General features: G+C 49.4%; 26 protein-coding genes and 2 tRNA genes (1 of these 28 cut by a window edge). 11 read left to right on the top strand and 17 right to left on the bottom strand.

Going from position 1 to position 22673, the window contains the following annotated elements:
* The first annotated feature begins 128 nt into the window (after positions 1–128).
* Positions 129–347, top strand: coding sequence for a hypothetical protein (locus ACIOYV_RS27160; protein WP_054053006.1), 219 nt, complete (start codon positions 129–131; stop codon positions 345–347).
* A gap of 92 nt (positions 348–439) precedes the next feature.
* Here the strand turns inward: ACIOYV_RS27160 and ACIOYV_RS27155 are convergent, their stop codons facing one another.
* A complete protein-coding gene (locus tag ACIOYV_RS27155; RefSeq protein ID WP_401328653.1) occupies positions 440–811 on the bottom strand; it encodes a DUF6124 family protein in 372 nt (123 codons plus the stop codon).
* 747 nt (positions 812–1558) lie between these two features.
* Between ACIOYV_RS27155 and ACIOYV_RS27150 the strand changes: the two genes are divergently transcribed.
* From ACIOYV_RS27150 to ACIOYV_RS27135, 4 genes are all read left to right on the top strand, one after another.
* On the top strand, positions 1559–2056 hold the full coding sequence (locus ACIOYV_RS27150; RefSeq protein ID WP_401328650.1) for a PAAR domain-containing protein: 498 nt from the start codon (positions 1559–1561) through the stop codon (positions 2054–2056).
* Between the two features lie 43 nt (positions 2057–2099).
* On the top strand, positions 2100–2711 hold the full coding sequence (locus ACIOYV_RS27145) for a hypothetical protein (protein ID WP_401328647.1): 612 nt from the start codon (positions 2100–2102) through the stop codon (positions 2709–2711).
* Positions 2708–3052 carry a hypothetical protein gene (locus ACIOYV_RS27140; RefSeq protein WP_401328644.1) on the top strand — a complete coding sequence of 115 codons (345 nt, stop codon included), beginning with the start codon at positions 2708–2710 and terminating at the stop codon, positions 3050–3052. The genes ACIOYV_RS27145 and ACIOYV_RS27140 overlap by 4 nt, the downstream gene beginning before the upstream one ends.
* A 232-nt stretch (positions 3053–3284) precedes the next feature.
* Positions 3285–3644: a hypothetical protein gene (locus ACIOYV_RS27135; RefSeq protein WP_401328642.1), complete on the top strand. Its 360-nt coding sequence runs from the start codon at positions 3285–3287 to the stop codon at positions 3642–3644.
* 51 nt (positions 3645–3695) lie between these two features.
* Here the strand turns inward: ACIOYV_RS27135 and ACIOYV_RS27130 are convergent, their stop codons facing one another.
* From ACIOYV_RS27130 to ACIOYV_RS27115, 4 genes are all read right to left on the bottom strand, one after another.
* Positions 3696–3881 carry a YceK/YidQ family lipoprotein gene (locus ACIOYV_RS27130; protein WP_401328639.1) on the bottom strand — a complete coding sequence of 62 codons (186 nt, stop codon included), beginning with the start codon at positions 3879–3881 and terminating at the stop codon, positions 3696–3698.
* A 63-nt stretch (positions 3882–3944) separates the two neighbouring features.
* Positions 3945–4181: a YceK/YidQ family lipoprotein gene (locus ACIOYV_RS27125; protein ID WP_401328636.1), complete on the bottom strand. Its 237-nt coding sequence runs from the start codon at positions 4179–4181 to the stop codon at positions 3945–3947.
* A 94-nt stretch (positions 4182–4275) separates the two neighbouring features.
* On the bottom strand, positions 4276–5061 hold the full coding sequence (lepB, locus tag ACIOYV_RS27120) for a signal peptidase I (protein ID WP_401328633.1): 786 nt from the start codon (positions 5059–5061) through the stop codon (positions 4276–4278).
* A gap of 59 nt (positions 5062–5120) precedes the next feature.
* Complete coding sequence (locus ACIOYV_RS27115) at positions 5121–5366, bottom strand: hypothetical protein (RefSeq protein WP_054052996.1); 246 nt, start codon at positions 5364–5366, stop codon at positions 5121–5123.
* Positions 5367–5548: 182 nt separating this feature from the next.
* On the opposite strand from ACIOYV_RS27115, the gene aac(6') reads away from it, so the two are divergent.
* Positions 5549–6001 carry an aminoglycoside 6'-N-acetyltransferase gene (gene aac(6') / locus ACIOYV_RS27110; RefSeq protein WP_401328631.1) on the top strand — a complete coding sequence of 151 codons (453 nt, stop codon included), beginning with the start codon at positions 5549–5551 and terminating at the stop codon, positions 5999–6001.
* A 306-nt stretch (positions 6002–6307) separates the two neighbouring features.
* Here the strand turns inward: aac(6') and ACIOYV_RS27105 are convergent, their stop codons facing one another.
* On the bottom strand, positions 6308–6709 hold the full coding sequence (locus ACIOYV_RS27105; RefSeq protein ID WP_401328627.1) for a hypothetical protein: 402 nt from the start codon (positions 6707–6709) through the stop codon (positions 6308–6310).
* Between the two features lie 231 nt (positions 6710–6940).
* On the bottom strand, positions 6941–7531 hold the full coding sequence (locus ACIOYV_RS27100) for a type VI secretion system-associated protein TagO (protein WP_401328624.1): 591 nt from the start codon (positions 7529–7531) through the stop codon (positions 6941–6943).
* 427 nt (positions 7532–7958) lie between these two features.
* Between ACIOYV_RS27100 and ACIOYV_RS27095 the strand changes: the two genes are divergently transcribed.
* Both ACIOYV_RS27095 and ACIOYV_RS27090 read left to right on the top strand, forming a co-directional pair.
* Entirely contained in the window at positions 7959–8915 is a 957-nt protein-coding gene (locus tag ACIOYV_RS27095) for a tyrosine-type recombinase/integrase (protein WP_401328621.1), read from the top strand.
* A 411-nt stretch (positions 8916–9326) separates the two neighbouring features.
* On the top strand, positions 9327–10295 hold the full coding sequence (locus ACIOYV_RS27090; protein ID WP_401328618.1) for a hypothetical protein: 969 nt from the start codon (positions 9327–9329) through the stop codon (positions 10293–10295).
* Positions 10296–10777: 482 nt separating this feature from the next.
* Here ACIOYV_RS27090 and ACIOYV_RS27085 read toward each other — a convergent pair whose 3' ends face one another.
* Positions 10778–11086, bottom strand: coding sequence for a hypothetical protein (locus ACIOYV_RS27085; protein ID WP_401328615.1), 309 nt, complete (start codon positions 11084–11086; stop codon positions 10778–10780).
* Between the two features lie 113 nt (positions 11087–11199).
* On the opposite strand from ACIOYV_RS27085, the gene ACIOYV_RS27080 reads away from it, so the two are divergent.
* Entirely contained in the window at positions 11200–11421 is a 222-nt protein-coding gene (locus ACIOYV_RS27080) for a helix-turn-helix domain-containing protein (RefSeq protein ID WP_082149858.1), read from the top strand.
* Positions 11422–11573: 152 nt separating this feature from the next.
* On the opposite strand, the gene ACIOYV_RS27075 is transcribed toward ACIOYV_RS27080, so the two are convergent.
* The gene (locus ACIOYV_RS27075) at positions 11574–12092 is read right to left on the bottom strand and encodes an RIP homotypic interaction motif-containing protein (protein WP_181818559.1); all 519 of its coding nucleotides are present in this window, start codon (positions 12090–12092) and stop codon (positions 11574–11576) included.
* Positions 12093–12318: 226 nt separating this feature from the next.
* Here ACIOYV_RS27075 and ACIOYV_RS27070 point away from each other — a divergent pair, with 226 nt between their 5' ends.
* Together ACIOYV_RS27070 and ACIOYV_RS27065 are read left to right on the top strand one after the other, a co-directional pair.
* A complete protein-coding gene (locus tag ACIOYV_RS27070; protein ID WP_147282654.1) occupies positions 12319–12711 on the top strand; it encodes a Rap1a/Tai family immunity protein in 393 nt (130 codons plus the stop codon).
* Between the two features lie 204 nt (positions 12712–12915).
* Positions 12916–13542, top strand: coding sequence for a recombinase family protein (locus ACIOYV_RS27065; protein ID WP_401328612.1), 627 nt, complete (start codon positions 12916–12918; stop codon positions 13540–13542).
* Between the two features lie 368 nt (positions 13543–13910).
* Here ACIOYV_RS27065 and ACIOYV_RS27060 read toward each other — a convergent pair whose 3' ends face one another.
* From ACIOYV_RS27060 to ACIOYV_RS27025, 8 genes are all read right to left on the bottom strand, one after another.
* Entirely contained in the window at positions 13911–14873 is a 963-nt protein-coding gene (locus ACIOYV_RS27060; RefSeq protein ID WP_401328610.1) for an HNH endonuclease, read from the bottom strand.
* A gap of 141 nt (positions 14874–15014) precedes the next feature.
* Positions 15015–16094 (bottom strand): hypothetical protein, encoded by a 1080-nt coding sequence (locus ACIOYV_RS27055; protein ID WP_401328608.1) that lies wholly within the window; start codon positions 16092–16094, stop codon positions 15015–15017.
* Between the two features lie 1243 nt (positions 16095–17337).
* Positions 17338–18741: a hypothetical protein gene (locus tag ACIOYV_RS27050; RefSeq protein ID WP_401328606.1), complete on the bottom strand. Its 1404-nt coding sequence runs from the start codon at positions 18739–18741 to the stop codon at positions 17338–17340.
* Between the two features lie 931 nt (positions 18742–19672).
* Positions 19673–19942: a hypothetical protein gene (locus ACIOYV_RS27045; RefSeq protein ID WP_401328604.1), complete on the bottom strand. Its 270-nt coding sequence runs from the start codon at positions 19940–19942 to the stop codon at positions 19673–19675.
* A gap of 949 nt (positions 19943–20891) precedes the next feature.
* Positions 20892–20981: transfer RNA gene (locus tag ACIOYV_RS27040), tRNA-Ser, on the bottom strand.
* 57 nt (positions 20982–21038) lie between these two features.
* Entirely contained in the window at positions 21039–22031 is a 993-nt protein-coding gene (locus tag ACIOYV_RS27035; RefSeq protein WP_401328602.1) for a hypothetical protein, read from the bottom strand.
* Positions 22028–22387: a nucleotide pyrophosphohydrolase gene (locus ACIOYV_RS27030; RefSeq protein WP_262949206.1), complete on the bottom strand. Its 360-nt coding sequence runs from the start codon at positions 22385–22387 to the stop codon at positions 22028–22030. The genes ACIOYV_RS27035 and ACIOYV_RS27030 overlap by 4 nt, the downstream gene beginning before the upstream one ends.
* Before the next feature lie 263 nt (positions 22388–22650).
* Positions 22651–22673 (bottom strand) — tRNA-Val (locus tag ACIOYV_RS27025); it runs 154 nt beyond the window's last position.

Raw genomic sequence — 22673 nt, 5'->3', positions numbered from 1 at the left:
GTGCTGTGAAAATAAATCTGTCACCTACCTGCAGACATTACTGGCCAGCAGCCACCTATCTCCCTATCATGCCGCCCACTGGCCCTTGCGTAAGGGGTCAGAGGACAATCATTCAAAAGGGAATAGACGTGAAAGAGTTCGTAATTGGCGTAAACAACGTAGTTCTGTATGTCGCGCTGGCCGTTATCTGGATCGCCGCAGTGGTCATGATCTTCGTTCAGGGCTTCTGGTCCGGCGCAGGCGTTTTCATTACCGGCACCCTGACCTGGTGCATCATCTCCGGCTTCTGGTTTGTGCAGTCGGCGACTTATGAAGAACTGAAAAAGTTGAACGCCAAACAAGGCTGACACTTGTTGGCTGGACCTACCGCAAAGGTCCGATATTGCTTCATGCAACAAGTGTAACGAGGGGGCAATCCCCTCGTTACAGTGCCTGGCGACTACCCGGGCTTGTGGTTATCCAGCACTCGATTCACCGCCAACTCACCCAACCTGATTACCTGCTGCAACACCAGCATCCTCTTGCGCTGTGGGCCGTCCATTGTGCTGGCGATTTCATTCGCTATCTCAGTGGCAGACCCCAACGATTCGCAGGCCTGTACGAGCAATGTTTCGTCATTCGCCGCTGGGTTGATGATGAAGGTGTCGTTGCTGGGGCTGTGGGGCGGTATCTGCGTTTTCGTCGCCCCGGGGTTCAGGTAGAAGTTGAGTGCGCGGTCGGCTGCCTCTTTTAGTTTCTTGGGGTCAAGATCAAGAGAGGCGTCGTAGGGTACTGGATTGGTGTTCGGGGGATTGGGCGTTACTTTGAACATGTCTTAGTTCGCTCTAATAAGGCTGCATCCACTTCGCGACTAAACGAAAGGGAGGCAGCTGTGCACAGGTTAGTCGACCGACGAGCTAAGAAATCGGCGCACTCGAGAGTGCCCTGCGCACAGCTACCATCAAGTGCAGGATGGAACCCCTGACTGATTGACACTTATGCGACTTAGCAACGACAGGCGACTAAACCCGACCACTGATGGGCAGTGGCAGGTAAACGATAGAGGCCGGGCGCAAGAGGCACAAGCCGGCGGATTCTGGCGTACGCGTAGGCAACGGCGCAAGGGTTTGTAGCCTTTAGGACGTAACACTGAGTGTCTTTAAACAAACAGCTCGCGACGGTTAAACAAGCCTCTAAAAACCAAAAAACCGACTGAACGTCCGCGTCGAGAATCGCGACAGGCGCAGCGCCTATCCGCGTCCTCGATGCCTGCTTTTGGAGAGCCAAACCCACCGCCAACATCGCCTAACTCGGTGAACCATAAACCGTCAACTCAAAACCTGTAACAATTGTTGACCAAGACTTCGACTTAGTAGGATCATCCGCAAGCGAATTTACACGGACAGTTAAATTTGATGCGTTCTTCACCCATGGACGGGCCTTCCCCAGCGAATGCGCGCGCCGCACCACGCCTCTCCCATACCGTCCGAACATTTCATAACGCCTGCATGGATAGCTCGCATCGTCGAATTCAACGACAGCCTGCCAGCGCCCATTTGAACCTTGAAAAGGACTTCCCATGAGTGGCAAACCCGCTGCCCGATTAACAGATCCCACCAACTGCCCCCTTCCGGGACACGGAACAAATCCGATTGCCAGCGGTTCCCCCAATGTGAACTTTGATGGCTTGGCCGCCGCCCGAATGACCGATAAATCCGCCTGCGGCAGCCCCATCACCGGCGCCGTCAGCGCCACGGTTTTCATCAACGGGCTGAACGCGGCAATGCTAGACAGCACCGGCGCCCACGGCAATGTGGTCATCGGCGGATCCGGCACCGTCATCATTGGCGACACCGTCGTCACCGCGCCGTTTAGTGGGCTGATGCCAATGCCTGTTTACTTCAGCGACAAGTTTCAACTGGTCGACGAAGACTCCGGCGAACCCATGCCCGATCACGTCTACGCCATCCAGCGCGCCGACGGCAGCGTCGAACATGGCGTCAGCGATGCGATGGGCTATACCCATGCGGTGAATTCGCACTTACCGGAAAGCGTCACATTGTTTTTTTTGGACTAAGGCATGTCCGAAAACATTAATATCCATTTGGACGAACATCACAATGACTGATCTGGTGAGTGTAAATGGCAAAAAAATGTCTGCCCGTCACACAAAAACGGTGACGCCGGTTAAAGACACCTCGCCAAAAACTGCGGCGCTGCCATCCAAGCAAAAGAAAAGACGCGAAGAAAATGAAGAGTATTTGAAGAATAAGAATGTGAAGGCGTTTTTAGATACCCTTGCAAAAGCCGAGGGTGGCGACTACCACGCCAAATTTGGTTTCGGATGGGCGCGTGGCAATTGGGCTTTTACTGATGAGTCGACGCATCCGGGGGCCGGTCATGGCGGAACGATCACCGCGTCCGGCAGGTATCAAATTACAAAACCCACATGGAAACTACAGTGTATTGAAGCAATGGGTTTATCTGACTTTACACCCCATACTCAGGACCTGACTGCCGTTGAGATTCTTCGCATTGTTCATGCAATAGATCCACTCGTAGAGGGTGATATCGAAACTGCAACACGCAAAGCCGCTGGGCGATGGGAGGCGTTGCCATTGGGCCCAGGCCAAGCCAACCGTCCACTGAACGGACATCCTTCCGGCCAACTGTATATGCCGTATGACGAAGTTGTAATCACCTACAAAAAATTTGGCGGCACTACAAAATGAAACCACATCATATTATTTGCATCTTCCTGTGTTCCGTAAGCTTTTTTGCTAACGCAACGGGTGTACCAATCACAAAGGGAATGCCTTTTTTAAATGCACGAATAGCGCTGATAAAACACGGTTGGAAACCCTATATAACAAACGAGACAGAACTGATTGGCACTGAAGTCTTACTTAAAAGAAGAGGTGTTGTAGAAATAGAACGATGCACCGAAGGAGTTCAATACTGCGAGTTCAACTACAAGAAAAACAAGGAATGCCTTGTCGTTTCGACTACAGGTGAAGAGATAAAAGACTTAGTCATAAATAACTGGGGCTTCAAATGCCCAGAAAAATATTGAAAATAAATCAGTCCCCTTTCCCCGTAAAATGCAAGCTTTGATTCTCGCGCTCGTCGCACTTTATTGCGTTGGAAACAGCGCAGTTTTTGCGGATGGCTCGCAAGCCGCGAACGACATACGCGGGCCGGCCGGCATAGCCGTCGACGAGCCATTGGTTCAGGCTAGGACCAAGCAGGGGCGGCATGGAATAGCGACCGACGATCATGAGCGAAAAATTTGGTGGCGCCACGAAATGAAACCAAACAATATTGCTTTCATCATTTTTTGTGGCGTTAGCGTTTTTGCAAACGCAACGAACGTACCCATTGATAAAGGAATGCCATTTTTAAGCGCAAGAAAAGCATTGATTAAACATGGCTGGACGCCAAATTTAACGGACTACATTGATCCCAGCGGAACCATGAGATTACTGAGAGACATAGGAGTCAATGAAGTCGAAAGATGCACCGAGGGACTCCCATATTGCGAGTTTAATTATAAAAATAACAACGTATGCCTTGGTATCACCACTACTGGCGAAGAAGTGAAAGACTTGATAATCGAGGCATGGGATTTCAATTGTCCCGAGCCATATTTTGGGCAAAAAGGGTGACGGATCTATTTAGAAAATTTACCTTTAGATAGATCCGTCACCTTTTGTTTGCTACCGGCAAAAAGGCAGTGACACGGTGTCAGCCACAAAAGTGAATGGAAGGTCGAGCAGTACAAGCGGACCGAAGAACTGAGCCCAAACATACTCACCGTCTACCCCGCCGTAGCATTGATAGGAACCTGGCCCCGTCACCGCGCTCAACCAGGAACAACCGCCCAACTGCGAAACAGCCAACATCAAAATAAGCTTCCGTAGCACGTAATGTCCTTATTACCGTTCCATGTCTGTGGCATCGACGCCTCAGAGATTGCAGGTGTATTGATATTCGAAAGGGAAAAACACCGTATCGACCACCAATGAAAACGGCGCGTCGAGCAGTAAAAAAGGGATCAGTTTTCCGTGGGATTCGCCGACTAACCACCAGTCGAAACGAACACCCATATAGGGACAAGGATGGTAGTAATCCATCCGCGTAGCGACCGCCGCGCAGCCACTCAAACACGTGAGCATGGCCAGTAAAATCACTTTCCAAAACACGTAACGTCCTTATTACTTCCATGTACTGAACTGCGTAGACGCTAACGCAAGCAGTTAGTCACCGATTCCGAGTTCATCAGTGACTGGATGCCACCTACCAGATCGCTGTTCCGGTTTTCCTACCGTCAACCGAGTAAATGATTTCGGTAGTTTTGCAGAGGACATTAGCCAGCGCTATTGGCCCATCGGTTCGACTGTCGCGACTATTGTCGCGGTTATCTCCCAACACGAAGACATACCCACGCGCAATCTGTGTTCGCTCAAAGCTTTGCGAGTAGCTTTTCTCTCTTGGTGACCCCGAATGAAACGGCCCAAAGTTTTCTCCGTTAAGCAGCACGTCGCCGTCGACAATCTCAATGCTGTTTCCCTCGGTGGCGGCGATACGCTTGACCTCAACGTTTCCCTCACGCTCGTAAGCCACGACATCGCCCAGAGAGTAATCACTACGCCTGCTATCACAAACAAACGCATCGCCCGTCATCAGTGTCGGCGCCATACCATTCCCCTGAATGCGATAACCTTCAAACCCGAGCAATCGAGAGCGCGCGCTGGGTTGAATCAGCAACCAAAGACCGACTGCCATCGCGGCAAGGAAGAAAAAATGCTCTCGCTTGCTGTGCACTTTGATACGCCTACGCGCAAACCAGGCACCGGCAAAGGCTGATACGCACTTCGTCACGATGATCATCGCGACCAATACAAATACACCACGCCGGCTGGTAAACAGCCCAGACCATCCTCCTATAAGTAAGCAGCTCCATAGCGCGGCAATGAGCGCTGCGGCAAGTCGAGGTCGACCTGCATAGAACAGACCCCAGCCACTAACGACAGCGCCCAGAAGAAACGCCACCGAAGGTTTGCCAGGGTTAACAGCTTGCATAGATACATCCATGAATGGTGCAGTGGGCCGCAAGCGTAGCGAAGGTGCTGTCGACCTGCTTATGGCTTGGAAGCATGACCCTGAAACAGCTTGGTATAGGCGAAATACCCACCCGCAATTTCAGCGACGGCCAGCACCCCATACACCGCGCCAAACATGAACGATGAGGCGATGAAACCTATCGCCACGATGCCAACAAAAATCTGGATGATTTTTAGTGTCTTTTCTTCCAGAGAGAATTTCCCATGCAGAAACAGACCTGCGGCAAGACCAATCAGAACGCCCACAATGATTCGTGCAAACATCACCCAACTCCTTTTGCTGAAAGGTGGGAAGCTTACTCCAGAAAGGATAATCGCACCCCCTCCAGAGGGATTCGGCTGCACTCAACCGCCCCACTACCCTTGAACTACAAGCTGATCTTACAAACCTGACCGAGGATGACCTATGCTCCTCGGCAGCTCCCCCCCCTTCGAGTGTTCCCTCAATGATCAAACGCTGCACTTTGCTCGACCATAACGGTTGGCTGCCCCTGCGTGTCGCACTGTGGCCTGACTCCGCCCCGAACAATGACCATGACAAACAAACCCTACTGAGCACGCCAGAACGCTATCTGGTATTGATCTTCATTAATGAAGAAAGCAATGCGCTAGGGTTTGCCGAAGCGTCTATCCGAACGGATTACGTTAACGGTAGCAACTCCTCGCCTGTGGCCTTCCTCGAAGGTCTGTACGTCCAGCCTGCCAGTCGGGGCGAAGGCATAGCGCGGCAACTCGTGGCGTGCATTCAACAGTGGGCCGAAGAAATGGGCTGCACCGAACTGGCTTCGGATGCACTGCTGGATAACCAGGGAAGCCACGCCATGCATAAGGCCTTGGGCTTCGCAGAGACTGAACGGGTGGTTTACTTTTTGAAGCCTTTGGGGGTTATCAAGGCGTAGTAGTTACCGATGAGCCGCAAGGCGAACAAGCCGGTGGATTCTGGCGTACGCGTTGGTAAAGGCTTAAGGTTTTATAGCCTTTAGGACGTAATACTGAGTGTCGTTATACAGGCGATGCACAACGATTAAACACGCTCCAGAAAGCCTAGGGAACATGCAACAATTTTTGGTTGGTATTCGCGAAAGGAGTAGAGATATCGGTCAGCGCACGCTTGCCATTCATCGTCAGCAAACCATTCGGAAACGCCACGCTGACTCCAATGCAATTAAGCCTCGCGCCCCCGAAGATTGCGCGCTATCACGATTTTAATGGCCGCTGTAGTCCACGTATGGCGCCAGGAACAAACCATTCATGTCGTTACTAATTCGAAACCGACTCTCTCCGTTCGGTTTGAGGTTTGCACTAATTGTTTTGATTGCTACACCCATGCAAAGCCCTGAATCGGCAAGCCCGATACCTAAGTTCGCAGCGCCAGGCTCGGAGTAAAAACTGGCACGTTCTCCAGGTCCGATCTTGGCAGCTCGCCGCCCCTCGATATAAAAAACCACATCACAACCAGAACCCAGTACGCCACCATCCCTGACCACGGTAATACGAGAGGATGTATTCGCCGTCTTACTCTGAAATGCATACAGCTCGTCGCCAGGTACTGGCTTGGCATCGCGCACAGAGATTTGCGATGTTGAACACCCCGCCAGCAACGCCAAAGCGACTATTCCTGCCAAACTCCGCATGGCTCTTCCCGCCCCGAAAGGGCCGACAGCCCCTACTGACACTAACGCTTGCGCTATCCCTGCTTTCATATCGAATCTCGTGATTAATGATCAGCGAATGCTACCAACACTCTTGGCCTACAAGGCGAAAAGGTGACGTACTTATTCAAGGGTGGCCCTATGAAAAATACTTCCGCCACCTTTCTGACCCAGAGATCTCGGACATCACTTCCACTTACATGCCAGCTGCAAGGGCGCAATAGCTTGCCGCAGGCCAGAAACAGGAAAGGTCACCGTTACCGGTGATTCGTTATAGGGCGTGATACGGACAACCAACTGCTGAGCGTCAAATAGCTGCTTGACGACGGGAATAGCATATTGACCGCCCCATTGACCAAGAGCCTTGTTGTCCGTAGAGGATGAAAAGCTATACGTTCGGGCTTTTTGATTATCGACCCGGTAGGTCACTTGTCCGTACTCCTCCGAATCAGCCAGAAAATTCCCGGCCAAGACGAAATACAACGACGTTGCACCTTCGGCACAGCGAATATAAAAGTCAGCTGTATCGCCTCCACCGTACTGGTTCGCCACGACCTCTTTGGAGGTTGAGTGCAATACGATAGTTTTACTGTCATCAATTTTTGAGAATGTCTCGCTAACTTCCCAGCTAGAAGCCTGCTCTACAGTGGAGACCGGGCGGTACTTCATGTCGTAGCATGCAAGACGTTTGCTATCTTCGTCGATACCGGTGCAATCATCAGCGGCGTAACCGGTCGACCAGATTGAAGCTAGTAAGATTGCCGATAGGATTCTCATTGATATCCCTTTCAAAATTTCCGCCCCAGCAGAGCGCAAAGATCATCCCCTACCCACTAGTGTTGCATACTTTGCGGGCCCTTCTCCGAAGGTAGCATGTCGCCGGAGTTCCCTCCCCAAGTCCTGAGACATACGTCACCGCTTAAATGCCAACCAGCGGAGAGATGAACTAGGGTTTCGGCGTTCACATTGCCCTGCGCGAACGAACCCGATATTTTCTGAACGCCCTGAAGAAATCCAAGACAACAAAAAAGGGCCCACCTTTCGGTGAGCCCTTCTAGACCGCCCAGCAGAGCGGATTTTGTTTGGTAGGCGCGATTGGACTCGAACCAACGACCCCCACCATGTCAATGTCTGCTTGAGCAAGCTGCAAGCCTTGGTGCTCAAGGGTTTCACAGAACGCCCATTCACATCATGAGGCGTCAAAATGGCCACTTTCCGCTCACTTCCGTCTGGCAACTGGAATGCTCAGGTACGGATAAAGGGCAAACCTCCTCAATCAAAAACCTTCAGCACCAAAGCTGAAGCAACGTCATGGGCGAACCAGCTCGAAGCCGTGACGATGGAGCGCAAGCATCACACTATATATACGCTGGGCATGATTTATTGCGAAACCATGCTCAAAGGGAAAGGCAGCTACCAGCATGCACTGAAAATTGTGGAGCATCTGGGCAGGCATTTCACGCAGCCAATTCACGAAATCACTCCGCAGATGATCAACGACTTCAAAATCATGCGATTGAAGAAGGTGAAGCCGTCAACATGCAGGACGCAGCTCTCATTTATGTCCCGCTTCTACAGGTTTGCCAAACGCGGGCTCCTGATCGACATCCACAACCCAGTGAGCGATATCGCACTTCCAAAGCCAGACAGGTCATCTGACAAAGTCATTCGTGCGAGCGAGCTTGAGCGACTTCTCGCAAAACTCTCACCAGCTATGAAGCTGATTGTCGAACTGGCATACGAGACTGCCATGAGGAGGTCTGAAATCCTGAAATTAACGAAAGACTGCCTGCACCTCAAGGAACGAATTGCCGACGTGGTCGACGGGAAGAATGGTACACGATCAGTTCCCCTCACCCGCCGTGCCGTTGAGATTCTTGAGCTTGCCCAACTGATGGCCACCTTGGAACGCCACCCACATGGCATGATTTTCACCGTAACCCCACATGCCGTGTCGCAGGCTGTGCGACTAGCGCGTGTGAAGGCTGGACTCGATAGCAGCGTCAGACTACACCAACTCAGGCACACCCGAATCACCAACGTAGCGAAGCAGGGGTTCAACAACGCACAGATCATGATCGTCTCGGGTCACAGAGATACTCGATCTGTAGCCAGATACTCACACCTGAATGTCAGGGACGTGTTGCACCTGATCGACTGATCGAGCAAACGGGCAGCCATGATGCACTCGGGATTGGCTGCCTTGAAAACCCCGTTAAAACCTTACAAAACTCGGCTAAAAGGCTCCCTACTTTCGCCACGCTTCAATCCCCATGTCAGTTTGATCCAGTGTTTACTGGGCTTAACGAGCCCCCGAACCAAGCAAAGGGCGTATTGCGCTTCGGAAATCGGTTTCATCAAAGATTTGCACACCGATGGGCGAGAAATCGATTGAGTCTGATAGTGCAAGCCCAATCTCCTAGATCAACAAGTTCACGCCGTGTCAACTTTTTGGATTGACAGGGGATGGCGGGTTGTGTAATATCCTTCACCTGTCTCGAATGACAGACCGACACCTCGAAGAGCCTCACTCGAACACTTTTACAACAGTGTTTCAGATTGAGGCTTTTTTGTGGCCGTCATTAACAACCAAACCCAACCCGGCGACTACGCCGAAGGATTTGCCTATCGCAATGAACTAACCACAGGAGAAAAATCCATGTCGCACCCCTTCGTTTTAAATTTGGTTTCCACCGCCCACGCCGCAAATGATGATGCCTCCTCCACGGCGCCAGTCGTTCCTGATCCTCGTAAAGAGAAAGTTCTCGCGCTCCATATAGCTGGTGTGTCTCGGCGAAAGATTATTGAAGCAACAGGTGAAACCGAGTATTACGTCCGTCAAGCCATTAAGGGCGTGCCTGTAGTTGAGAAGCTCCCAGCATCCCCCTTCGAGCGTGCAGTTGGCCGGTGTTATCCGATAGCGATTCGTCGCACTGGAATCAAGGATTACCAGTTTCGATCCGTGATGAACGAATGCTACGGTGTTGAATGGGATGCTGAAAAAGGTAAGTACAAAGGGCGATGCACCGCCGACCAACTCAAACGAGTGAGAGAACGGATTCGTGAACGTGCGGCAGCAGAAGGACTTTCGGCCATTTTCATTATGGATTGGATCGATACAGACGAACCAGTCAAGTCGAGTACGGTAATCACGCAATGCGCTTCGAATCTGCAAGATGCCATTCAAGAGGCTGTAGATGAGTTCATGAAGGTATCTGGAATACAGCATGTCGAAGAAGGAGTTGATCTTGCACTTGCCAGGAGAAAGCAAAAGTTTGCAGCGCGTCAGTATATCCTCAAGCTGGCAGTCAAAGGGCTTTCTAAGGAGCCTGTTGCACGGCTACAGGAGCGCACCTTGGATCAGGTCAACCAGCTCGCAGGCACTCCAGATGCCCCCGCTGTGAGCGTTTCAGTGGTCAAGCTCCATCACCCTGAGCCAAAAGGGAATGATGCGTTCTTGGATTACTGCGAAGGACAAGGTTGGTTGCACCCTGATCATTATCCAGAAGTTGAGCTCGCCATTTCAGCAGCAGGATACTGACAGAAAGAATCACCCACTCACGCCCACCATATATATACAGTGGGTGGGCGGGTGGATGCCCCCCACGATATTTCCCAGACGGTAACGTCTGAGTGGGATAACCGGCTTGATAAACAAAAGTCGTATCGTCCCGATTCGGAATCAGTGCACCAGATAATCATAATGTATCAACACACATCCACGCTCTTGATCTGGTCCACTGAAGGTGGGTTTATGACTTCAGCGTTGCTGATGGAGTACTACCGAATACGTCCGCATTCACTTCTGCACCAACAGACAAGAGCAAGATCAAAATCACAAGCGAAGAGCTGGATTTGTGTGATTTTGTTTGTTACTGAAGTACATTCGGAGGAATGTCGGCGGTCACGCCGGAGCTGAGCACACTTGAAAACTGACGTTTTCAGTGCAAAGACTTTGGTGCGAACACACTCAGCAGAGCTGGGAAGGTATCTGCTCAAAGCTTAGCTGTACTTGTGCAACAACTATCGAAGGTAAAAGTACAGAAATACCACCACCAGAATCACAAAGATCACTCGACCTTGAAACACATCAGAGTTCAATTGATCATTCTGTATTTGTTTGTAAGTGTCGGTATCACTCAAGCCTTGCGTCTTGTAGTGCACGATCTGATTGATTTGTTTGTCCAGCTTCTTGTTGTGTGCGTCATTGCTCCGCATGGTGATGCCCCACACGATCAACCATAGACCTCCGGTTAGAACGGTCATGATGATGTGCAGGATGTGATTGGTTTTCTTCTTCTGGGTGGTCAGTAGAAACAGTTTCTCGTTCATTGGTCATCCCTGTCAGGTGCTCGCTGGGTGAGCGACAAGAATACCAATGTATCATTTGGTGTGTCATCAATTGGTGTGTTCACGATTGGAGCACGTCCGACCATCATTCGGGCATGCAGCCAAATCAGAATCTGAGAAAGGGCTTCGGCCAACGAATCCGAGAATTACGCACCAGTCAGGGCTTCAGTCAGGAAGCTTTCGCTGATCGGTGCGGGTTCGTTCGAACTTACATGTCCCGAATTGAGACTGGCACCGCCAACCCCAGCCTAGACGCGGCAAAGGTGCTTGCTGATGGACTGGGAATGACCTTGTCAGAGCTGCTACAAGGGCTTTGATGGTGGCTACCCTGATGTGAGGCCCGCTTTCAATGGGTCTAGGGCAAGCTCGATTCGGTGAGGACGTTTCCCGCTGTGAATTTAGACTGGAATCGCCCGCTTTCGTCAGAAACGAGCAGTCCCTCTTGCGGCTCAACTTAACCTGGTAGCCATTAGCTCAAGAGGCCCAGTGCGATGGGAAGCCCAGCGCCAACAGCAGAAGACACCAGCGGGTGGGCAAGGAAAGCATTCAGTCTGCTTTTTGCCTCCTCTCGTTCTTCCCTTGGTGCATCTGCCTTGTCGATTGATGCGAGGATCTCTTTCAAGGCAACTTGCAGGTTTTGTACGTTGTGGTCGCCAATCTGGATACCCGTAGAGCCGTGGATATTGATGTGATTGGTTGTCGTGCTCTGGCTTGGCTTCGGTATGGCTGTGTCCTTGCTGATCTCAACAACGTAGCAGGCGGGCATCTCATCGAAGCTTTGGTGATAGTCAACCACCTCGACTGTGTAGACTTCTTCTCTTCCGGGTACTGAGCGTAGGAGCTTATCGCCTTCGCAAATATCCAATTCACTGTAGAATAAAGTAAGTTTTGGACGGCTGAACATGCATCTGTATGGGCCGGTGCGGGAGCCGTTACGCTCAATGTGAATAATGTCTTTACCGGCTTCGGGTGATAACAGGTCGTCCATTCGTGAAACTCCTTTGGCTAGAAGGCGCCAGCCTTCCTCTGCTTTCAGTGGGGTTGCCAGCATTCGGTTTACAAGCTTGTAGCGCGTACAGTGTATTCAATGCCTGCATTCAAGGGTTATCAGCGGTCACAGCATTGCTGAGTCAACGTAAAAGCTTGTGCTTTCGGCGTGACCACCTTTACCTCTTCAGCCTTCTACACTATCGATCTCACAAAGGAATGTCTCATTGAAAGCAAGGTTCTCGGTTGTTCCCATGTTGTTCGCCTGCTGCTGGGGTAGCCCGGCAGTGGCCGACGGGTCAAAGCTTCTTCAGCAGTGCCAACAGACCTTAATCATTTTTGACGATGGGAAGGCGAAAAGCACGAGTGATGCCGCACAGTGTTTGGGTAGATTAAGGGGTACGGTCGATGGGCTAGACCTTGCCCGCGCTACGTATTCCAGTCTGGAAAAGAAGCAGTTGCCCGCGCTGTATTGTCCACCGGAGCAGGGCGTAACAAACGATCAGTCTGTGCGCATCGTAGTCAAGTATCTGAAAGATCATCCAGAGAGTCTTCACATGGCGGAATCAACTCTCGTCATTCTGGCAATGGTCGATGCATTCCCATGCGACAGAAAATGAGATGTGAAATAACACCTTAGGCTTATCACTCCTACCGGGCAAAGTTGCGTTGCCGTATTCAGTACCCTTCGGCGCTATCAAAGAAGTAGACCTATCCGGTAGTGCGACAGACGCCAGCAAATCACTATCAATAAACTATTTTTCAAAGTCATATGATTATGTTATCGTTTGCCTATCAAATGGAAAGACAAAGGATAGCCGGCCATGAACGCCCACTTGTACCTCCGTGCATCGACCAAAGACCAAGACGCTAACCGTGCAAAAGTTGCTCTGAAATCGTTCGCTACCGAGAAGGGTTTGAGCATCGTTGGCGTGTATGCCGAAAACATCAGTGGCACTAAGCTCAACCGCCCTGAGCTGCTCGCCTTGCTCGACACTGCTGAAAGTGGAGACGTGCTATTGGTCGAGTCGGTAGACCGCCTCAGTCGTCTCTCGCTGGCTGACTGGGACACTCTCAAGGCCACCATCAAGGCTAAAGGGTTGCGTCTGGTTGTTGCTGATTTACCTACCAGTCATATGCTGGTTGAAGCCAAAGGAATCACAGGGCAAGTCATGGATGTTATCAACAACATGCTGATTGATTTGATGGCGACTATGGCAAGGCTGGATCAAGAGAAGCGCGTGGAACGCATCAAACAGGGCTTGGAGAATAAGAAGGCTGCTGACCCTGATTGGAAGCCATCTGGAAAGGGAAGGAACGCTGCTAAGTGGGAAGAGGTTCGGTCGCTGATGCGAAAGCATCCAACTATGTCAGCTGACATGATCGCCAAGTTGGCTGATTGCGGTGTCGCCACAGTGTATCGGATCAAGAGAGAATCGAAGGCGGTGTAAGGGGCCACCCTGCATCTGTTAAGTTGCTCAGCAGAGGGATCTAGCAAAACGTTATTTTAAGATTACGGCGCCTGTCATTTGCCCCCCTCGCTTCAGGCTAAACGCCTCTGACAAAACCGCCAGATTATTTTTTCCATCCTGCCAACCTAACAACTATCGAAGCGCACCGGAAATTTCGACGGGGCCGGGATTTTGGTGGAAAATAGTCGAATCACAGGCCATCCGCCGTTTTATCTTAAACATTATGCTCTTTGCGGGCATGGCGATTTCACCGAGATGATTCGTCCACTTCGCCATCTATACTTGGGGTAACTCCCAAAACGTCATCAGCCAATAGTAAACTAAACACCAAACAGAGCACGAGTTGGCTACACTACCACTCCAATACAGGCAATCTGCACTCCATCAAGATCGGGGTAATGCTCTAGAGCGCTTTCTACCAATTGCACACATCCATCATCCGAGACTCGGAGAAGCCCTGCATCGTAGAGCGCATGCAAGTCCTTACGTAGCAATAAACCATCATGGATAGAGTTATGCCCATTACGCCACTCACAACCATGCCGGTGGGCCGCATCTAATGCCTGAACTATAGAGCACCCGCTGATCACGCAACGTCCGTTATAAGCAATAAACAACTTTCGTCTAAACGATGCTTGCTCTGGACGGGCCTCAACATTACAAAATTTTGCCGCACGGGCCTCTAACAACTCGGACTCTATCAAGCCCAAAGCGCTTTGGGCACTCCCTAACTCAGAAGTTCTCGACACAGGTAAAAGACTTTGGATAAAATTCTCAGCCCACCTGTCAACTGAACCATACTTACTTACTATATTAGCAAGCTTCAGAGGATCAGAAAGTTTAGTTGAACTCTGAGGACTACCATTATAAAAACTTCCAGACGGGTCTATCAACCTAGAAAACCCATCGAAACTCAGATCAATTGGCATTGGTTTTTCGAGAAAGTAAGGCAAAAAACTTTCGGAATCCCAAAACGCTCTAGATACATGTGAAAAATACTCGGAATCAACTTTTCCGCTAACCCTTGCTACCCAATGGTAAGCATTCTTCCAGTTTTTTCGCTTGCCATCCGTATTGGTAGTACAAAAGAAGCAGATATCCCCTATTGCAATATCCGCAATTTTCTTACGATCCCCCCCCTTCGGAGTATCAGGAAAGCCCCAAGCATAAAGATCACCAAGCGGAAGACGAACCCCAGCAGGTATCAGTGCTCGCCGGACAGCTGAAATCGGCGAACTTAAGGTTCTGCTATAATTATCAATGGCAGACTTATCTACCAACCCACCGGCTGCAATTATCCAAACCGCCACAACACTCCCCCACATCGACATTCAACAAATTGACAGATACCTGTTCAACTTTAGGGCCGGCCATTCACCTATATTCCCACCACTCAACCCCGTTAATAAGAACTTGAGGATGGCAATAGTCTTCTACCACTTAATCAACTACTACTTAAACTCCTGTGCATATATAACAACTGTCTCACTAGCATCTATAATGGATGCATCGGTATACATCTCAACCAGTTCCTCCTGAGTAAGCAATCTTGATCCAATTTTACCTCGGTTGAACATTTCCTCGAATAAATCCCCGGGCAAAGAAGCTGTGCGGATATTATCGTACTCTAACTTCTCACCATCCCGAGCACCCTTGCTTTTGCATTCTTCAATCATGCATATTGGTAAATGCTCTCCACTGGAAATGAATTTTTGATCAGAAGATTGTAATTTGTCTGTTGGACGCAGAAAGCTCGAACAATGAGGGAAGCGGTAGTGGGCTGGAAAACTATTTTCCTTGCACAATCCGCGCTTACACCCAAAAGCTTCCATCTTATTAATCTGGGCCTTCATTCTGTCGTCAGAAAGATACAGCGCTTTCTTATCCCATATCTTATATTGAACCATTACCACGCTAGTCAGATCCGTTTTAGGGTCGTGTCTTTCATATATTATATCCGCCCCTGTAATATGCTCAGGTCGATCAGGGTGTAGTACTCGCAGGCGCAGATAGTTTCCATCGGGAAGCATAAAGTCTTTTTTGCCAAGCCCGTTCCCGAGCACAGGCATATTCCTTTCAACATTATATGCATCCCGAAATATTAATTTATTTTCCGAATGAGACGCAGGAGAAATTTCTTCCTTGGCCTTTTTAAGTAAATTGAGACGCTTTTTAATTTGATCTGTTTGCTCTTTTTTATGGCTATCTCTTTTTGCCACCTCTAGCAATCGAGACAACTTTTCTATTTCAGCCTCCAACAACATTATCGGCGTGATTTTTGTATCTGATTCTATTGACTCTAGTTCGGCTCGTTGCCTGTACTCACGTGCGGTTTCACTCTCGCGCTGTCTCCTGAGCAGACTGTTCTCAGGCCCCAGCAACTCCGGATAAAGCTCACCACCAAAATCAAGAGAGTTGTCGTATGTTCCTTTTGCCATGTCGCCTTTTGTGGCGATTTTAATCATCCCCCTTATTGCGTTAAGGGTAACCCACTCTTGATTGATACGTTCTTCATTCTGTTGAAGTTCCACTTTCAATCACTCCCTACTTGCCACTACAATTTTTACCGAAGATTGCTGCCTAAGTCATTAAGCCACATCATTTTACTTATCCCAGCCACACACCGACCAAAACCCCAACAGCCACACTCTAACCAACGACAAATATCATACAAAGTAGTGCCCATTAAGATCCGGATCACGATATATATTTGCTATAAGATCAGAGCGACGACACCGCATCTCCATATATATATGATCAAGACTTTCGACATCTATGTTCCAAACGCCTTGAAACTGATCGTACTTTGGCACACCTAAAACATATAGAAAAAATTGTTCTGACGGACGCCTACTCACTCCTTTAGCCACCTTCAAAATTTTCTCTAACAGCATCTTATAATACGATGGCGCTTGCTTAATAGAATCTGAGACGGCGGACTCCAAGAGCCTGACAACAACATGAGATCCCTTATGCGGCAATGAGAAACCTCTTCCAAATTTAAAGTAGGTATACTTCTCACAGGCATCGACATTTGTTGCCAATCCACAATATACAAACCTTCTATAGATATTAGGGGATTGGTTATCTATCGGGACGAAGGAAGATCTAATTGTGCCAGAATTGCCGTCAATGACCAGCCCTCGACCAAGGGACCACCCTCCATTTAAAAGAGTTTCAATCGAGTAGCACTTCGGATTAGCGACCCCCGAACTTCCTTCTGATCGTCCCCGAGCAACGTAACGAAGATTTACGATATTATCAGTAGGAAAGTTGTGCACACGGGCAGGAACACCGAAATATCCCTTGCGACGCTTGGTTTCAAACACAATCTCTGTAGCATCAGTTATAGAAGCTCTTTCTCGCCTAGCCTTTCCTGACAGGGTAAAAGTGGGAGCTACATACTTTGGCTCGAATGAGCATCCCGGAAAATGCCGCTCAGACCCACGAGCCGTCTTGAAATAATGGTCAACCTTGTAAGTTGATCGTCCTAAATTCGCACAAACATACCTCGCTCTACAAGCAGAGTCCAAACACGCGAAATCGTCCTTTCGCGTTATTACTTGCTGGCGGTAGAGTTCGACTGCCTCTTTGGCACTAACCTCTCTCTTGAGACTGATGCAGTACGCCCTATCCAACTAGCTCACCCCCAAAATTTCAATACCGGCAGCTTACAACGCCGTAAAAGACTGTGCACCGACATATCATTGAGCCGACGCGGCAGGGCGTTTCGCTTGATGCTCTCGTAAAAAGTTCCTAACTGAGAATCCACCTCTACAACTTGCTTGCACTCGGCTTCAACTGACCATCTATATACACGAGTGATATATTTGATCCAGTAACAGCCAAATGAACCTCATTCATATTGTCAATCTGCTTTTGACTCATCCCAAGATCAAGTATCAAGTAAATTGCCTTGCGAGACTTCTCCGACTTCATGTACTCCGGAAGTTGACGCACAATACCATTTCTTATATGAGAATTGTCTGATTTTTTTATTTCTACAAGAATACTGTTTTCGTTATTTGATCCAAATTTAAAATCAACCGGACCTCGCCCTGAATTTGACTCTCTGGCTATCATAATTTTATTAGCCTCACAGTAAGCTTCCGCAATACCGTAAAAAGCTAACTGAATCGCGGTTTCGTTTTTAACCTTTGCTTTACTGTCGTAGAACAGGGTGTTTAATCCATTATTCTCAACCAGCTGCTTAAATTTCTCACATATCACCATTACAAGATCAAAAACCTCGTCAAGTGTAGGGTGAGCACTAAGTGAAAGAGCAATGGGATTCTCAGATACAGCCTCTACGCTGCGTCTATACCAAGTGTACTCCCCCTTCTTATCCTCATCAAAATCATATGGTTTAACATCTTTGGAAGAGTACTGATCTACGAGATCATCAATCAAGTCCGGATACTTCAGCACCAATTTTTTTAGCTCTTCCTTTTTCATATTGGCGAGTGAGCGCCAACTATTCCCCACTAGAGAGTTTAAGGACTCTCTAATCTCTGCACTGCTGATACCAATTTCATCCGATCCACTCCATTCGAATGCTGAAGGCAAGTCCCTTAGCAGCTCCTTCGGCACAAGCAAAATAGGCTCTTTTGTAAACGGATTTTTCGGAAGCCCAATCCGCTTATCAAGAGGGCCATCCCAGTCTTTTGGCAGTATCTTCTTATAAATATTTCGCGAGTAATTGACTATATCTTCTTGAATAACGTTTGCCGTCATATCACTAATACGATCCGGACCAAAGTTATCTTCAAACAAGCCCACCAACTCAAAAAGCTCTGGATCACTTTTTCCCGCATCAATGATCAACTTTGCAGTATCGAGGATTCTATCTCGCAGCCCTTTCCCTATCCCACTCCCGGCAGTACCACCCGTAGAGTAACCGATGCAAAGACCGCGAACCTCATGCCAACTCATTCTGGTGGCGGCAGAATTCCAGAATGGATCATGCTTATGCTTACTAGTTTGAAGTAGCTTTCCAATTGCTAAAAATCTTGTCTGCAAATCGGCATAGCTGGAGGCAAATTCTGGTGTCTTGCAGTGCTTCAATAAAAGGGGGTCAATAAAAAGACGCGTATCGTGATCGAGAATAGGATCAAATACTCCGAGTGATTCCATCGTGCTGTTAGGAATTTCGAGGTATTTAGATAAAGAGGTTGGCATGACAATCCCTGTGCATTGGCGTATTGGGCAAAATGCCATGATGCGTGGGTACTTTCAAGCGCCGCTTGCCGCAGCCCGCACTCCTCTGCACTGGAGAAAATGAAGAATGGGGAAGCAGCAGGCAATCCGAGACGAACCCAATACCGAGATCGAGGCTCCAAAAGCACTTGGGACAAGGAGGGTAGCTAGATCGAATGCCCAGCATGGTGCACCACTTCGGTGTACCTAAACGATGTCACACTTCGAGATTATTGACTGATAGATCCTTGTAGAACCAAGGACTTAGAGATAATAGGTAACCCCGCCAGCCACACCTCGACAGACAATTTCACCGCCGCAGCTGTAGCCTGTCTCATATCCAAATTCATCCCCCCCGTTACGAAGCCAACAGAGCCTCAAAGCCTCCCAACTTATTTTCATATTTGTCGAGTTGCCGTTTTGGCCTCCTCGTGTAGTGTTAAGCACCTAGGCCACGCCGACCGCTTTCAGAATGCCCCGCCTCTTCCTGCAAAGCCCCCCCAAAATTTGGGCGGCTGGGTAATTAGCACAGGAACGCTCTGCCTTATATTCAGCCGCGAATCACTGAAACGTTATCGAAGTGCTATCCAAAAATTTACGAGATTTGGAAATTCACTCCGGAATCGCATCACTCTGGGTCACCACTAAACCCGACCACAAAGTAAGCTCGCACGGCCCCACCCATCCACTTACATACAATCGGGAACCTCTCAGTGCGAACGGAAGGTCGTCCTTGAGACGGGTGCCAGTGGAGCTTACCCTTTGTCGCCCTCACCGTGCCGCCCACCGACATAAGTCATTCGGCTCACTTCGCGCTCCCGGTAGGCGGCATAAATCACTTAACGGCCAGCAGCTGACGGAGCGCCCGCTTTCACACGGGCGTCCTGAACGTCGACCGCAGATAAGACTGCCCTTAGAGGTTACTCTTCAGCCAGCTAGAACCAGCAGGATCAAAGCCGCTCCAAGCTCCCTCACCACTCAATCTGACCACGAGAAGCTCGTCGTTTGCATCGATATGAGGACTAAGGTAATCGCGGATTGCACTGGTGTTGCTTTCAGACTTCACAACCCAAGTGGAATCGAGGTAATGCCACCAAGCACCAATCTTTTTGATAGCCTCGATGAGGTTGTTGTAGTTTTGAACCGGCCGGTTCAAGTCGTAACCGATAAGGAAGGTAGCCATGCGTCAAATCTCCGAAGCATTCTGAAAAGACATAGAAAGCGTTTGGGCCAAACCACGCAGCAGTCTGAGTGGTCGGACCATCTTGCTACTGGTCAGTGAGGTAAGGATCGAAGGTGCTGGCATACGTCTTCCCACTTCCCTAAACGGAAGCGGCGATAGCGGTGAACGAGAACACATTTGGAGCTGGCATATATGGCCATGATGGTCTTACCTGTATAGGCGAAGGATTGAATTCGCACGCATCCAGAAACGACCACCAATCAGGAACCATTTGACAGCACATGCCGCAATTGGCTTAATAGGCGCCTTCTCAGATTCATGCGCTACAAATGCATGCTTCGGGGTGCGGGTATTCACGATCTGTCGCCAAACTTCGCGTGATACCCGCAGACATATTCCAAAGCCAACCTCCTTAAATGGGGGTTGTTTGCGTCTGCGTCTTTATAATACTGGCACGCGATTTGAATAGCAAGCTGTGAGCGTGCTGAAGACACTCTAAATCGAAATCCTCATGCTTCCCTGCATTTCACAACAGGATCATTGTGACGGTCACAGGAGGCCTTACAGGCCTTATATGGCTCATATGCATCACGCTGATTCGCTTCAGCCCAGCCAAGCCCACCCTTTTTACCTGCACAACGAATCACGGCTGGAATATCCGACCAACAGAACCTATGCATGCCTGAGGCATTTCTAACAGCCAACGGGAACCGCATAACAGAAAGGGAAAGTGAGCGTTTGGTGTGGCGAGTCGAGATATTTGCCACAAGGCACATGCAGGCGAGCTAACTCAAGGAGCTTGAGCCGCATAGCTTTCGCCTATCAGAAATCAAGGGCATAGCGTGGGATTTAATGCGTAGCGAGGAGGAATCCGAGTAGTACAACTGAGTAGTACAACCCAAAAAGAAAAACCCCCGTAACTCATTGAATTACAGGGGTTTTCTGGATATGGCGGAGAGATAGGGATTCGAATCCTAGGTACCGGCGAAGGTATAACGGATTTCGAATCCGTCTCATTCGACCACTCTGGCATCTCTCCAACGGCGCGGACGATGGGAAATACCACAGAAACCTTGAGTAAGTTACGGTTATGTAGCTAGGTTTCAAGTAGCTCCAAAGCTTCTGCTGGCTCGAAGCCATGCGTATCTCTGTGCCATTGAAAGTACTTCTTCGTTTTCTGGCTCCAAGCAGGTACGACATTACCCAACACACCATCAATGTAACTCGATATAGCCGCAGGGGCTTCGAGGGATGGATGCCTAACAACCGCCCCGTTCTTTACCGAAATGTATCCGAACTCAAAAAGCGGGTCACATCCCATACGGCACATAGGGGCTGCAATATTTTCGATATCCAGCTTTTCCTTTCTGTCGCAGGAAGCCCGTTTTTTGATGTGTGCAGCAACCAGCATGTTGCGGGGATAGTCGTTTAAGCAGATGCAGCATGTACCAGTGGCCAAGCCTTTAAAGAGGTGTTTCACGATGAAGCGGTGCTCGTTTCTAGTCGGTCTCGTAGCAGAACCATCCGTCTCCATCTGGAGACTAATTTCAACGCGAGCCTCTTCGAGACTTATAGGCTCATCAGCAAGCTCGTATAGTAGCTTCTCGTAGCGATCAATAATCGCTGCACTGTCTGCTTCGGAGAAGCGATTGAAAGACATACGAGGCTGGCTTTCGGTGCAGAGCAGGATGTCAGGATATGGAATAGACACATGGCGTACATCCGAAACGAAGTAAACGTTCTCCCAAGTGATCCCCTCACTGACGTCTTTAAAACCCCACAGATGAAGAGCAAGGGCTCGATTACGGGTGCGATGAGTAAACCTCGACGCAACTGTAACCACTCCTTTGACGTTGAAGATGACCACGTCGTTTGGAGCCATTCTCAGCCAAGCAGCTTCGGTATTGCTGGGCGATAGCCCCCAGATATACAGCTTGCCCGAGGGATTCTCTGCTCGCAGTATCGCACCAAGCGCAGGATCAAGAAGGTGCACGATATCGTCAAGAAAGATGGGGTTGAGTATGGTGTTCTGAAGGTTCTGCCTCGCAACGGGATCAGAGCAAGGCTGGTACACAACTGCGACAGTCATTTCTCTCTCCTTGAGTACTTCACAGCATTGCCCTTGGACTTATCAACGGGATACTTCTCTGCATTTAGCTTGATTTTGGCTTGGGCCGCCGCTGCAACGTCGATCTGTAGCCTATCTCCCAGTCTGAGCAGGTAAAGCAGAACATCGGCCATCTCTTCTTCAACGGCCTTTACTGCCTCATCGCTAAGGACAGCACGCTCACTCTGTTCAGCAGTGAGCCACTGAAAGAGCTCTGTAAGCTCCCCCACCTCACCGGACAATGCCATCACTAGATTCTTGGGGGTATGGAACTGATCCCATTCCCTCTCGTTAGCAAACGCAGCCAGATCGGACTGCAGTTGTTTCAGTACGTCCATGCCGATTCCATGCACCATGATCAAGATAGCGTGGACGCTAACGACTCCGACAAAGCCTGTCTAGCCGCCAACACATCACACGCTCGCTCACCAAGACCAAAATGTAGAAGAATCACAGTCAGAACAGGTCTTGTAGGTGTTCACATTGCTCGGTGTGAACGAAGCCTATATTTTGTGAACGTTCTGCAAGAAATCCAAGACAACAAAAAAGGGCCCACCTTTCGGTGAGCCCTTCTAGACCGCCCAGCAGAGCGGATTTTGTTTGGTAGGCGCGATTGGACTCGAA

The organism is Pseudomonas sp. NPDC087342 (genome assembly GCF_044744265.1).
Lineage (GTDB): Bacteria > Pseudomonadota > Gammaproteobacteria > Pseudomonadales > Pseudomonadaceae > Aquipseudomonas > Aquipseudomonas nunensis.
This window is presented reverse-complemented; position numbering and strand designations above follow the sequence as displayed.